Consider the following 12,545-nt stretch of genomic DNA (forward strand, 5'->3'; position numbering starts at 1 on the left):
AGGATTTAAAGGTTTTGAAGATTTCCGAATGGAATCGAGTTACAATATATTCGTCTAATTCCAATATTATTCCATATGACAAAAAAGCGATCGGTTTTGATCCTATCTTTTTTGATACTTTTTTCAATTCCTGGACTAAATGATGCATTTGCCCATTCCATGTTTAATTCTGCAGAGCAGTCTAATGGAGGGTATAGAGTTCAAGTTGCAACAGCACCCGAATTTCCACAAATCGGAGAACCATCTCAATTTTTGGTTAAAGTAACTGAAGGGTTTGACTATGAAGATGTTGACAGATTTACAATGGGAATGAAGATATTCTATAATGGAAAACAAGTAGATGCCATACCACCTGCAGCAATAGAAGGGTCTCATTGGGACTTTGATTATGTCTGGAGAAATTCAGGAAATCATATTGTAGATGTATACTTGTATGATATGCCAAATAATCCTGAACCACTTTCCTTCAAGTTTAATATGGGCACTCAGAGTCCATTTGGCCAAATTTTCATTATAGCAATTACTATAGGAGCATTATCAATGACAGGTGTGTTTTTGTATATCTATATGCCAAAAATTTTCAAGAAATCTAGACTTTAATCTCGTGGGATTCTCTTGAAATTCTAAATGCAAATAATGCAGTGAGTAATACCATTGAGAATAACAATATTCCAATACCCAAGTGAATTGCAACTAAAACTGCATGAAGTTTTGTATCAATTACTAGTGCACCAAGTGTAATTTGTGTAATAACAAATACTGTTGCAAGCGTACTTGTAATTTTGATTTTGGTATCAGCTCTTTTGTTAAGAAAGCTTGCAACCATAGTTGCAATAACCAAAACACCAGTAGTAGCAGCTGCTAGTCTATGAATCCATTCTATAAGATATTCTTCAGAAGGCATTACACCATTTGGACATAATGGCCATTCAGGACAAGTAAGTCCAAGTCCAGCTGCTGAAATATATCCACCTAGGAACATAAGTGAATACAATACAATCATAGTTGCTAGAGCAAGATATTGGATAGCCAAAATTTTTCTATTCTATTGTGATGTTACCGACCATCCAAGGATGAACGATACAATAGTAAGGATATTCACCTGGTTCATCAAGGGTTACAGAAAATGTTAACCCACCAGCAAGGATACTACTATCAAATATTCCATCAGGACCATCTGCAGGAGTTCCACTTGTAACGGTGTGAGCAGCAGTGTCATCATTTGACCAAACAATCTCAGTTCCTGCTGGTGCTGTTACGTGATATGGGATATAACATTCATTTGTTTCCTGGCATCCAGGAACTCCAGAGCCTTCTGGGAGAGAGATCGAACCATCATATGCAACTGGTTCTGTGGAGGCAGGTGTCTTTTCTTCGGCTGGTTCAGTTTCCATTGGTTCGGGTGTTGCTTCCACAACTTCTTCTGGAACTTCGACATCACCTACAATGATTTTACCTACCATTCCTTGTTCTCTGTGACCTGGAACTGTACAAATGTAATAAAATACACCTTCTTCACCTGCGATAAATTCTGAAGTGCCACCTTCACCAGATTTTAGGGGGTTTGATGGACTAGCAACTTCACTTCCTGGGAAAATTCCTCCAAAGCCCTCAGTATCTGCTGTGACACCAAAGGAGTGAAATGATTTTCCATCGTTAACTACGTTAAAGATTACTTTGTCACCAACTTCCATGTTGATTGTTGGGTTGTTATCAGGTTCACCAGGCAACGCATTAAATGCCAAAGTGATAAAGTCTGAAGATTCTATAAATGAAAGATCAGACGTAATAGTTGCACCAGTGTGAACTGCTACTGCAGTTGGTGCAGAATCACCTGCCATCATTGCAACAACTGGGGCGGGTTCTGAAATCCAATAATCCCAAAGTGAAAAGAAGATTGCTCCACCTACAATACATATTCCTAACATGATTGCCATCATCTTTCCTGTTCTTGCAGGTGTTGTTAGATAGTATTGGTTTTCAGTCATTTCATTTATCTCCTAATGTGATGGGTTCTTTGCCTCAAATGGATAATAGTATTTGCCTCCAACACCAAATGGATCCTCTGGGTTTGCAGGTTCTCCTTTTCCGGCGCTGTAAATCATGTTAACCAAAAAGACTACCATACTGACACCAATAACCATTGCACCAATTGATGCAATTTGGTTCATTGCAATCCATTCTGGGATTGGTGGATAATCAAAGATTCTTCTTGGCATTCCGTATAATCCAAGTACGTGTTGGGTAAAGAATACCAAAATTGTTCCGATAAATGATAAGATAAAGTGAATCTTACCCATGGCTTCATTGTACATTCTTCCTGTAACGTATGGGTACATGTAGTAAAGATAGCCAATTGAACCAAATGCAATAGTTCCCATCACAAAGAGATGGAAGTGTCCAACGACCCAGTAAGTATCGTGTGTTGTAAAGTCTAATGGCATAGCGGCATTTGCTACACCACCTGCACCTGCTGAGAAGAATAATGCGATTCCACCAACAGCCCACATCATTGGGGTTGCAAACTTGATTCTACCATTCCACATTGTTGCAATAAAGTTGTATACGTGCATTGCAGATGCTGGAACTGCTGCAAGAGTTCCTACCATGAATACTGTCTTTTCAGTAAATGACATTCCAGTTGCATACATGTGATGGGCCCATGATGAAAATCCAACAATAGATAATAGTACAAATGCAAAGATACCAGAATTGAAACTGTAAATTGGTTTTCTTGAGAATCTTGGAATAATTTCATACATCATACCAATAGCTGGAATGACAAGAACGTATACTTCAGGATGGAATGTAAACCAGAACAAGTGTGCATATGCAATTGGATCTCCACCCATTGCAGGATTAAAGAATCCAGTTACGCCGAGTCTGTCAGTTAACAACATTAACAATGCTGCTGCAAATGTTGGAATTGCAACAAGGATGATTAATGATGATGACAAGAATGACCAAGCCAATAATGGAACTTGACCAATTGACATGTCTGGATGTTTACATTTGAGAATTGTAACGACAAAGTTGATTGCACCAAGAACTGAGGATACACCTAAAATCTTTAGTCCAAATATCCACATGTCAGCTGCTGGACCTGGAGCACTGATAATAGAATATGGAGGAGTTGCATACCAAGTAAAGTCTGCAAAGCCTAACCAGATAAGTGCACCTGATGGAGGGATCATCCAAAATGCGATTGCATTAAGTTTTGGATAAGCCATATCTTTGTATCTAACCATAATTGGAACAAAGTAGTTACCAACAGCAGATGCAAATGGTATGATAAACAAGAAGATAAGAGTAGTACCGTGAACTGTAAAGATTCTGTTAAAGGTCATTGCATCACCAATGATTTGTGCCCCTGGTAAGAATAATTCAGCTCTGATTGCAAGTGCTAATGCACCACCTAAGAACAAGAATCCTAGAGACATGATAAGATAAAGTAAACCTACATCTGTGTGATGGGTTGAGAACATTATTTGCCAAATTGGACGTGGTTTTTGTAATTCTAGAACCATTAGTTAATTCCCTCCAGTGATTCTGATAAAAGCGTTATCAAGAGTGAGGTTCCTCCACAATTAATGTACCACGCATGTTATAGTGAATTAATCCACAATATTCTCTACATTGAATATCATGTTCTCCAACATCAGTCGGTGCAAACCATACAGTGTTAACTCTGCCAGGAATTGCATCCATCAAAACAACATAATCGTGAATGTTAAAAGAGTGATTTACATCAGTTGAATGAATTTCAAATTTGTAGGCTTTGCCTTTTTCAACATGTAATTCACCAATTTCTTTTGTGCCATCTTCATGTTCAAAAGTCCAGAACCATTGTTGTCCGGTTACTTTGATAATTTCAGCACCTTCAGGAACATGTTCAACTAGTCTTTCTGCCTCCCATGCTTCTGCACCTACCCAACACATTATAGCGACTACTACGCCAACGTAAATCCATTCAGGCCAATTAGAATGTCCACCCATTTCTACCAGTCAGTCCCCTCATATTGTGTTGGTTTTGCTTTTGGATGAGATTCTCTGAATCTCCAAACTTGCCAAATCATAGTACCAGATACAACTGCTCCTACAACAAATGCAATAGTCATCATTCTAAAGAACAAGTTCCAAATAACCACTCTACGATCTAGGTATTCTCCGGGTTCATCACCAGCAGCAAATGCGTACTCTACTGCAGGAACTATCACCATTACGGCCAATACTAAGAATAACCCGACTATACCCTTCATCGTGAATGACTGTCGTGACCTTTGATTTCTATTTAAGGGTTTTCAAGATTATTAGCTACCAACCTTGATCGAAACGAGTTGGATGCATTACATTAAGTCCGGAAATCGAAAACTTTCGTTTATTTTCTCTAAAGAGATTCAAGGATGCATTTGCTATAATTAATTCAAAGAGGTTTGTAGGAGACAAGTCAACTACTGTTGAAAGCATTGCCTTGATAGGATCCATATGAGTTACTAGTACAACATTTTCATCAGGATGATTTTCAATAACATGGTCTACAATTCCTAAAACTCTTTTTTTGACTTCATCAAAAGTTTCAACACCATTATGAGCAATTTCAAGATCACCTTGATAGAATTTCATAAAGACATTTCCATGATCATTAAAGATTTCATCATATGCCATACCAGTGAATTTTCCCATATCAAGTTCGATTAATCGATCATCAATAGTAACATCAAGAGAGTTGTGTTTTCCAACAATTTCTGCAGTATGTTGTGCCCTTTGTATAGGACTAGAATAAATTGCAGAGATGTTCATGTGTTCAAGTAATTCAGCAGTATGTTGGGCTTGTTGTTCACCAACATCAGTTAAAGGTACACCTTCAGTTCTACCTGCCAATATTCGATCAGTATTATTTTTTGCCTGACCATGTCTTAGGAAAATTATTTGGCCCAATCTAATCGAAATTCAAATAGAGATAATAATAACATTGTCTGTAGTTATTTCATGAAAGTAGGAATTATTGGTGGAACTGGTGGAATGGGTAAAGGTTTTGCGTTAAGATGGTCTCAAAACCATGATGTAATAGTTGGTTCTAGAGATGCTGGAAGAGCATCAGAATCAGCTGCAGAATATACAAACTTGGCAAAGGAAGCATTTGGTGAAATTAAAGGAAGTATTTCTGGAAATGATAATGTTTCAGTTGCAAAAGAAAGCGATGTACTGATTTTATCAATTCCATATGAGAATATTGATTCAGTGTGTTCTGGAATATTATCTGAAATTAGTGACAATTGTGTTGTAGTATCTCCAATTGTTCCAATGACTAAAACAGATGTAGGATTTGAGTGTGTTTCAATTAAAGATAACAAACCATTCTCATACAAACTTGTATCAAACCATATGAAGAATAAATCAAAATTGGTATCTGCTTTTCACGTAATCTCTGAGAAGAAACTTGTCAATCCAACTTTAGAGTTAGATTATGATATTTTTGTTTGTGGAGATGACAAAGAATCAGTAGGTGTAGTTAATACACTGATTGATGAGATTAAAGGATTAAGATCAATTTACTTGGGACCAATTGAATTGTCATATTTGGCAGAAATGTCAACTCCATTGTTACTCAATGCAATGATTCAAAACAAGATAAAAAATCCTGGAATCAAAATTATCTAAGTCTGTTCTTTTATCATGAGCCACGAGTATTATAGGCGAGGTAGAAATTGGTTTACTGCCATAGGAGTATTATTTTCAGTCATGGCAGGAATTGTCCTAATCAGACAATTGTTGATATGGGGGCCAGAATTTGTTGAAGAGTTTCTGTTCAATGGAGAAATAACTAATGAAAAAGTATCCATGGCAATGTTAGCATTTGGTATTTTTATGATAGCATTAGGATTTAGAAAACATGAGCAAAAAAGATGAATTTCTAAAAACACAAAAGATTTTGCGTTTAGCTACTATTGGAAAAAATAAAGTTCCACATATCGTTCCAGTTTGGTACAGATATAGTGGAAAAAAATTCTACATTGGTACAAGCACCAGAACTCAAAAAGCAAAAAATCTAAAGAAAAACGATAGAGTTTCTTTTTGTGTAGACACAGGAATTAACGCACCAAACATCTATGGTGTCATGGGACAAGGAAAATCAAATCTAATTATCGAAGAAAAAAAAGTAAAAACTATAGCAAAAAAAATTCTTTTGCGTTACTTTAAGACACTAGAAAACAAATCAGCAAAAGAATTACTTGATGACACAGACTGTATTATAGAAATTGTTCCTGAAAAGATTTCAGTATGGAGTTACTGACTAACAAATTCTTCAATCTTGTTCATTGCAGAATCTAAAACTTCAAGACTTGGAAGATAAACTAATCTAAAATGACCACTTCCATATTGTTCTCCAAAACCAGAACCATGTACAGTCAACACACCTTTTGATTCCAAGAGTTTTGTAACAAATTCTTTATCTGTACCAAAACGATTATCTTCAATTTTTGGAAATGCATAAAACGCTCCTTTTGGATTTGGACAAGAAAGTCCTGGCATCTCATTTAGTCGTTTTACAACCAAGTCTCTTCGTTTTTTAATTTCAGATACAAAATTAGAGATATAATCTTGAGGTCCTATCAATGATTCTAAGGCAGCATATTGTACTGGCAGGCTAGTTGCAATTCTCACTCTAGCTAGTTTAGGAAGATTTTCTCTTATTGCATCAAGTTTTGGTGAATTATTAAATGCAATATAGCCAATTCTCCAGCCAGACATCAGATGAACTTTGGAAAAACCATTTAGAACAATTACGGGAGAATCTCCTGCAACTTTACCAATTCCCACAAATTTCTCATCAAAGATAATTTGATCATAGATTTCATCACAAATTATGTAGAGATTATGTTGATTTGCAATATCGACCAATTCTCTGAGAGATTTTTCGTTGAATACAACACCTGTAGGATTATTTGGACTAATCAAACAAATAGCAACAGTTTTTGAAGTGACTTTGGATTTTATGTCATCAATATTAGGAGTAGAGTTATCCAAATCAACTGCAAATTCTACAGGTACTCCACCATGTAGTCTAACATAAGAGGCATAAGGAGGATAATAAGGTCCTGGAAGAAGTACTTCGTCTCCTTCTTCTACAATTGATGAGATCACCATATCTAATCCTTCAGAAACACCGTTTGTAACTAGAATTTCATCAGCAGAAATCGATAATCCTTTAGCATTTTCTTTTTTGGCAATTTCTTGTCTTAATTCTAAGAGACCTTCAGAAGTAGAATAGTAATTTTCACCATTGTTAATTGCGTTAATCAAAGCTTGTTTGACATTATCTGGTGGTTGAAACCCAAATTGAACAGGATCACCGATATTGAGATAATCTACTTGCATTCCTTTTTGTTGTACTTTTCTTGCAGCAAGAACAATATCTCTAATTGCATACTCTACACCTGCTACTTTTTTTGATACCTTCAAAGTATCTAGACAGATATTTAGGCCCGTTAAATTCTTACTTGTTTGGACTCGTTGCACAGCCTGGATAGTGCGGGCGGCTTCGAACCGCCAGGTCGAGGGATCGAAGCCCTCCGAGCCCTTTAGATTATCTTATTAAGCAAATAATTTTCCACAAAAATGAAGTGAGAATATCACCATTCAAGATTGGATTGGCTTTGGTAATTGTTGGAATGATTTGGATTTCGATTATTTTTGCAGATACTGAAAAAAGTTTTGAGGAGGCAATCCTAAAACAATCAAGTTCTTTTGAGATAAAATCACAATTTACAGGTACTGATATTGGATTTTACAAAGCATACATGCCAGAATTTGCAGGAGAGGAGATATTTGTTCAGATTCTAGATGTCAAAGAAAATGTGATTCAAGAACAAATCATCCAAACAAAAATGTCAGTAGGATATTTTGATTTTAACGAAGACGGAGTATACACTATCAAAGTTACAAACTTGGCAAAAAATCAAATTAATTTGGAGGTAGAGTTTGGAAACACAGATTCAAAAGATATGATTCCGCCAGGAATAATGATTTTAGTAGGTTCAATTTCTATGATAGTAATGTCATATCTAAAAATTAAAAATCACAAAATGGCACAACCAGATGAGAATATCTCATAGACTGGAATACATTGTATGATATGGCCAAAGATTAGAACTAGATTAAATCCTAGCCATAGTGTAAAGAACAAAAAGGTTACAATTGAGAAAGGCAATAATAGTTTGAGTTTAGTATGTTCTCTATTTTTTAAAATTAACAATCCACCAAGGGAACCAAGAACTAATCCCAGTTCCAGAGGTTGATGAGACCAAGAGATTAATCCATCAATTCCAAATACTTCATGAGATAACGAATCACCAAATCCTGAAATTATTTGAATAATAGAACCAATCATTACTAGTTTAATTCCAGTTTTTAGAGAACGATAAACTGATTTTCGAATTATTAACATCCCACCTAGAATTGCAGCTACCGCAGTCATAGAAACTCCAGTGTATACAATCATGTGAGAGGGACTCCAGAAAAATTCAGGTTCTTTTTGAAGATGAGATATTGCATCCCAAAATCCTGCAGAAACTGTGATGACAGGACCAATAACAGATAGAACACATATGATATGCACAAGATTTTCAGATTTTACAAGTGTAGAGTTTGAAATTCTTTGAATTAATCTCATTTATTTGCACTCAAAAAAAGGGGTATTTGAAATCTTGTAAAAATATCAAGTTGGAAAAATTAACTTTGTGGCTAATTTTTAGAATTAACTATATTAGATAAAACAATCTAGGGATTTCATGAGTCCTGGAATTGGATTAATGAAAAGGAGATTAGAAAAGGAAAAGGATGCCATAGCTCTTGCAGTATCAGGTATTGCAAAAAAATACAATGTAGTTCCAGACACTATCCAGACTCTAGAAACAAAATATCATGATGATGCTGGTGATTGGTACGTAGCATTAGGTTGGGATGAAAAAAGAGCTATAATCCAAATGGATTCTGTTCAAGGGACAATAACTGAGATTAAAGAAATTTAATTATCAAAGAATATTTTGAGTATATTATGACTAATGCAATTGTTTTAGGTGGTTCAAGAGGCATAGGAAAAGCAATCTCTGAATCACTAAAATCATTAGAAATTGATGTTTTTGCAGCATCAAAAAATGACATTGATACATCAAATTTGGATAGTGTGAGTGAATTTTTAAAAAATCATAATCAAACAGATATTTTGATTCTAAATACAGGTGGTCCAGAACCAAAACCATTTGCAATAATTACAGAAGAGGATTGGAAATTATATCACAACCAATTATTCCTAGGATTTGTAACAATTTTACAAAATATCAAAATCAATAATGGAGGATATATTTTTTTGATCAGTTCTAGTGTAATTAAAGAGCCAAATTCAAAATTAATAATTTCATCAGCATATCGTGCAGCATTTGCAGAAATATTCAAAGTGTTAAGCAAAGAATATGCTGAAAACCAAATCAGCTGCATCAATATTGCTCCAGGACCAATCAACACAGATAGAACCCAAGAATTAATAAAAAATGTTGAAGAATACAAGAAATCTTTACCTATGAAAAGACTTGGAGAGCCTGAAGAGATTGGAAATTTTGTAAAATCAATTATTCAAAATAAAATAAAATATCTTTCAGGTGTTACAATAAACTTTGATGGTGCAAATTCAAACTATATTTTCTAAAATTATTTTTTAAATTCAACATTTGGTGTGTCTGGTTGACCTGCAATTGCAATCAATCCACCATCACGTAATTGTTGTAGTAATTGCATAACTTCTTTTTCAACTTGATTTCTTTGTAATCCAGTTTGCTGTGCAAAGATTTCTACCAAGTCTGTAACTTTACGTTGTCCATTACATGATTTCCAAAAATCAACAATTGCTTGATTTACCATGAATCCTTGATCATGTTCATTTGCTAACACCATAGAACCATCTTCTTGTTGAACTAATTTTCCAACACCTTGAGGTAATGCGGTTTCATAATTAATTGGTGCAGGAGTATTCATTCCAGCACCCATATTTTTAATTTTGATTTTTGCTTCTTCAGACATTTTATCCATTGACCAAGGAGGATCCCACACAATGTCAATATTGACATTATTTACTCCAGGGACTTTTTTGACAAATCTTGTTGCATCAGAAACCAGAGTTTCATGAAGAGGGCAACCCTGAGTAGTCATTGTCATTTTGATATTCACATCATTGTTTTCTGCCACATCAATTCCATAAATTAATCCCATCTCAACAATATTGAGTGGAACTTCAGGATCCATGCATTGTTTTAAAGAATCTTCAATTGCTTGTGGAGAAATTGTACTCATATTGTTACAAGCAATTGGAAAAACAATAAAAACTTTCTATTAATTAGCTGCAAATAATTTTGGAATAGATTCCTCATATGGTGCAGTAGCCACACCTTTTTCAGTAATTATTCCCGAAATTAGTTCAGGAGGAGTCATATCAAAAGCAGGATTGATTACACCTATATCATCGGGAGCAGTCTTTTTTTCACCAATTCCAGTAACTTCAGTACCTTTACGCATTTCAATAATTACATCTTCAGCCTTTGTCTCCAGATCAATTGTAGATAATGGTGCTGCAACATAAAATGGAATTCCATGTTGTTTTGCCATGGTAGCCACTTGATAAGTTCCAATTTTGTTAAAAACATGACCTGTTTTTACAATTCTATCCGCCCCAACTACAACTTTATTCACTAAACCATTTGCCATAGAGTAACCTACAGCAGTGTCAGGAACTAAACTAACATCAAAACCATCATGTTTTAACTCAAAAGCAGTTAATCGTGAACCTTGTTGAATAGGTCGTGTTTCAGTTGCGATTACTTTGACATTTTTTCCACTCTCTCTTGTTGCCCTAATTACACCTAATGCGGTTCCATATGCAACAGTAGCTAAGGCACCAGCATTACAATGAGTCATTATGGTATCATTATCATCAAAAAGTGCAGAGCCATTCTTTCCCATTGCTTTGTTTATTTCAATATCTTCGTCTGCCATTTTTTTGGCTTCAGAAATTACTAATTCGCGTATTTGTTCAACAGAATCTCCAGATTTTGCAACATTCATAATTTTTTCTAGCCCCCAACCTAAATTTACTGCAGTAGGTCTAGTTGCAAATAAAATTTTTCTTGCATCTTCAAGATCTGAGATAAGTTCATCTTTTGCAGTTGCGTTACTTTGCAAAACTGCTAATGCTAATCCAAATGCACCCGAAACGCCAATTGCAGGTGCACCTCGTACTACAAGAGTTCTAATCGCTTCAGCGACTTGATTAAAATCATCAAATTCAACAAATACAAGCTCATTTGGGAGTTTTGTCTGATCAACCATTACTACTTTGTTATTTTTCCATTCAACTGTACGTAGTGAAGAATTATCCATACATTTTAAAAAAAAATACCCTATTTTAACGAAATAAAGGACTAAATTCTTTGAAAAAGAATTTTTAAACAGTATATTTAATCAGAGTTAGAAATTTTTATGATTAGCAAAGCAGAACTAGAAAAAATAGATTCTAAAAAAATGTTTGAGATTTATGATAATTGGCCAGAAATAGCGAGAAAATCTTATCATTCTAATTTAGAATCTATAGATTTTGGAGAAGTCAAACATATTGTTTTTGCAGGAATGGGCGGGTCAGGTACATTAGGTGATTTTTTTTCTGCAATATTATCCAAAACTAGTTTACACGTAAATGTCGTTAAAGGTTATCTTTTGCCAAATTCAGTAGATGTCAATACTTTAGTTGTCACAACTAGTGTATCTGGAGATACGGTTGAAACATTGTCCGTATTAAAGGCAGCTCAAAAAATTGGATGTAAAGTTATTGCTTTTTCTTCAGGCGGGAAAATGGAAAAATTTTGTATTGAAAATACAATTCAATTTAAAAAAATTAAAAAATATCATTCACCAAGAGCTTCATTTGTAAGCTTTTTGTATTCAATGTTAAAAATTTTGGAATCAAATATTCCAGTAGATATTCAAGATATATTAAATTCTCTAGAAAAGTTAGAAGATACAGGAAAAGAAATTTCTTCAAAAAATATTTCAGAGTCAAATGGAGCATTAAAATTAGCAAATTCACTTACTTCAATTCCTGTAATTTACTACCCATGGGGTTTGGAAGCTGCTGCAATTCGATTTAAGAGTTCACTACAAGAAAATTCCAAAATACATGCAATAGTAGAAGATGTTGTAGAGGCAAGTCACAATGGAATTGTTGCATGGGAAGTGGAATCAAATACACAACCAATTTTACTCCTAGGAAAAGATGACTATATCAAAACTAAAGAGAGATGGGAGATTTTTGAAGAATATTTTAATTTAAATAAAATTAAATTTGAAAAAATTATTTCTAAAGAAGGAAACATTATTACTAAATTAATAAATCTGATTTATTTCTTAGATTATACTTCTATTTACTTGGCCGTAAAAAAAGGAATAGATCCAACACCAGTCAAACCTATTAATTTTATAAAAAATCACCTATGAATTTT

The 12,545-nt window shown here is 34.5% G+C and carries 18 protein-coding genes and 1 tRNA gene; 9 read left to right on the plus strand and 10 right to left on the minus strand.

The features are described from left to right. The first annotated feature begins 75 nt into the window (after positions 1-75). Complete coding sequence (locus ACQY22_RS02245) at positions 76-600, plus strand: hypothetical protein (RefSeq protein ID WP_428324923.1); 525 nt, start codon at positions 76-78, stop codon at positions 598-600. On the opposite strand, the gene ACQY22_RS02250 is transcribed toward ACQY22_RS02245, so the two are convergent. The 6 genes from ACQY22_RS02250 to ACQY22_RS02275 are packed head-to-tail and all read right to left on the minus strand — an operon-like array spanning position 590 to position 4,938. Further along, entirely contained in the window at positions 590-1,033 is a 444-nt protein-coding gene (locus tag ACQY22_RS02250) for a COX15/CtaA family protein (RefSeq protein WP_428324924.1), read from the minus strand. The genes ACQY22_RS02245 and ACQY22_RS02250 overlap by 11 nt on opposite strands. Before the next feature lie 7 nt (positions 1,034-1,040). Next, positions 1,041-1,988: a plastocyanin/azurin family copper-binding protein gene (locus tag ACQY22_RS02255; RefSeq protein ID WP_428324925.1), complete on the minus strand. Its 948-nt coding sequence runs from the start codon at positions 1,986-1,988 to the stop codon at positions 1,041-1,043. Between the two features lie 12 nt (positions 1,989-2,000). Beyond that, on the minus strand, positions 2,001-3,527 hold the full coding sequence (locus tag ACQY22_RS02260; RefSeq protein ID WP_428324926.1) for a cytochrome c oxidase subunit I: 1,527 nt from the start codon (positions 3,525-3,527) through the stop codon (positions 2,001-2,003). A 37-nt stretch (positions 3,528-3,564) separates the two neighbouring features. After that, positions 3,565-3,996, minus strand: coding sequence for a cupredoxin domain-containing protein (locus tag ACQY22_RS02265; protein WP_428324927.1), 432 nt, complete (start codon positions 3,994-3,996; stop codon positions 3,565-3,567). Between the two features lie 2 nt (positions 3,997-3,998). After that, positions 3,999-4,259, minus strand: coding sequence for a heme transporter CcmC (locus tag ACQY22_RS02270; RefSeq protein WP_428324928.1), 261 nt, complete (start codon positions 4,257-4,259; stop codon positions 3,999-4,001). A gap of 55 nt (positions 4,260-4,314) precedes the next feature. Further along, positions 4,315-4,938: a histidine phosphatase family protein gene (locus ACQY22_RS02275; protein ID WP_428324929.1), complete on the minus strand. Its 624-nt coding sequence runs from the start codon at positions 4,936-4,938 to the stop codon at positions 4,315-4,317. Between the two features lie 51 nt (positions 4,939-4,989). Here ACQY22_RS02275 and npdG point away from each other — a divergent pair, with 51 nt between their 5' ends. The 3 genes from npdG (at position 4,990) to ACQY22_RS02290 (ending at position 6,295) form a co-directional block, all read left to right on the plus strand. Then, complete coding sequence (gene npdG / locus ACQY22_RS02280) at positions 4,990-5,661, plus strand: NADPH-dependent F420 reductase (RefSeq protein WP_428324930.1); 672 nt, start codon at positions 4,990-4,992, stop codon at positions 5,659-5,661. Positions 5,662-5,742: 81 nt separating this feature from the next. After that, a complete protein-coding gene (locus ACQY22_RS02285) occupies positions 5,743-5,910 on the plus strand; it encodes a hypothetical protein (protein ID WP_428324931.1) in 168 nt (55 codons plus the stop codon). Next, positions 5,894-6,295 (plus strand): pyridoxamine 5'-phosphate oxidase family protein, encoded by a 402-nt coding sequence (locus tag ACQY22_RS02290; RefSeq protein ID WP_428324932.1) that lies wholly within the window; start codon positions 5,894-5,896, stop codon positions 6,293-6,295. The genes ACQY22_RS02285 and ACQY22_RS02290 overlap by 17 nt, the downstream gene beginning before the upstream one ends. Here ACQY22_RS02290 and ACQY22_RS02295 read toward each other — a convergent pair. Continuing rightward, entirely contained in the window at positions 6,289-7,464 is a 1,176-nt protein-coding gene (locus ACQY22_RS02295) for an aminotransferase class I/II-fold pyridoxal phosphate-dependent enzyme (protein ID WP_428324933.1), read from the minus strand. The two genes, ACQY22_RS02290 and ACQY22_RS02295, sit on opposite strands and share 7 nt — an antisense overlap. Before the next feature lie 44 nt (positions 7,465-7,508). On the opposite strand from ACQY22_RS02295, the gene ACQY22_RS02300 reads away from it, so the two are divergent. Beyond that, positions 7,509-7,583 (plus strand) — tRNA-Arg (locus ACQY22_RS02300). Between the two features lie 42 nt (positions 7,584-7,625). Continuing rightward, complete coding sequence (locus ACQY22_RS02305; protein WP_428324934.1) at positions 7,626-8,117, plus strand: hypothetical protein; 492 nt, start codon at positions 7,626-7,628, stop codon at positions 8,115-8,117. Here ACQY22_RS02305 and ACQY22_RS02310 read toward each other — a convergent pair. Next, on the minus strand, positions 8,081-8,674 hold the full coding sequence (locus tag ACQY22_RS02310) for a hypothetical protein (RefSeq protein ID WP_428324935.1): 594 nt from the start codon (positions 8,672-8,674) through the stop codon (positions 8,081-8,083). The genes ACQY22_RS02305 and ACQY22_RS02310 overlap by 37 nt on opposite strands. A 118-nt stretch (positions 8,675-8,792) precedes the next feature. Between ACQY22_RS02310 and ACQY22_RS02315 the strand changes: the two genes are divergently transcribed. Both ACQY22_RS02315 and ACQY22_RS02320 read left to right on the plus strand, forming a co-directional pair. Further along, positions 8,793-9,032, plus strand: a complete 240-nt coding sequence (locus tag ACQY22_RS02315) for a hypothetical protein (RefSeq protein WP_428324936.1) — start codon at positions 8,793-8,795, stop codon at positions 9,030-9,032. Between the two features lie 26 nt (positions 9,033-9,058). Beyond that, positions 9,059-9,706: an SDR family oxidoreductase gene (locus ACQY22_RS02320; RefSeq protein WP_428324937.1), complete on the plus strand. Its 648-nt coding sequence runs from the start codon at positions 9,059-9,061 to the stop codon at positions 9,704-9,706. A 2-nt stretch (positions 9,707-9,708) separates the two neighbouring features. Here the strand turns inward: ACQY22_RS02320 and ACQY22_RS02325 are convergent, their stop codons facing one another. Together ACQY22_RS02325 and mtnA are read right to left on the minus strand one after the other, a co-directional pair. Further along, entirely contained in the window at positions 9,709-10,347 is a 639-nt protein-coding gene (locus tag ACQY22_RS02325; protein WP_148702680.1) for a PqqD family peptide modification chaperone, read from the minus strand. Between the two features lie 39 nt (positions 10,348-10,386). Then, complete coding sequence (gene mtnA, locus ACQY22_RS02330; protein ID WP_428324939.1) at positions 10,387-11,430, minus strand: S-methyl-5-thioribose-1-phosphate isomerase; 1,044 nt, start codon at positions 11,428-11,430, stop codon at positions 10,387-10,389. A 99-nt stretch (positions 11,431-11,529) separates the two neighbouring features. Between mtnA and ACQY22_RS02335 the strand changes: the two genes are divergently transcribed. Then, positions 11,530-12,540: an SIS domain-containing protein gene (locus ACQY22_RS02335; RefSeq protein ID WP_428324941.1), complete on the plus strand. Its 1,011-nt coding sequence runs from the start codon at positions 11,530-11,532 to the stop codon at positions 12,538-12,540. Positions 12,541-12,545 lie beyond the last annotated feature (5 nt).

Source organism: Candidatus Nitrosopumilus sp. (assembly GCF_965263415.1).
Classification (GTDB): Archaea; Thermoproteota; Nitrososphaeria; order Nitrososphaerales; family Nitrosopumilaceae; genus Nitrosopumilus.